This is a genomic window from Bacillus sp. SIMBA_074 (assembly GCF_046534555.1).
Taxonomy (GTDB): domain Bacteria; phylum Bacillota; class Bacilli; order Bacillales; family Bacillaceae_G; genus Bacillus_A; species Bacillus_A mycoides.
In genome coordinates this window covers 1-236 of sequence record NZ_JAWRYM010001215.1, presented here as the reverse complement: position 1 = coordinate 236, position 236 = coordinate 1, and the positions used below count along the sequence as shown (strand labels likewise).

General features: G+C 40.3%; 1 pseudogene. It reads right to left on the bottom strand.

The features are described from left to right. Positions 1-236 (bottom strand): annotated as a pseudogene (locus SB773_RS34590) (germination protein YpeB); the annotation flags it as partial.

The window sequence follows — 236 nt, the reverse complement described above, 5'->3', positions numbered from 1 at the left end:
ATCCCTCTGTGGTGCAGTAGTAAACGTCGGATTCATCTCATTTGTTTCCCCATATCCAGAAACTTTTTTCTCTACAGTTTTTAATCCGTCTATGATCGTGTTATCTGAATTTTCTTTTCCAGATGCAAGAGCCATTTCGACATCCATCCATCTTAAATTGTTTTTAAGGACTAGATACTGGACTTTTCTTAACTCGTCCTGGATGTCCCCTGCCTGCGTGTACAAGGATTGCAAAG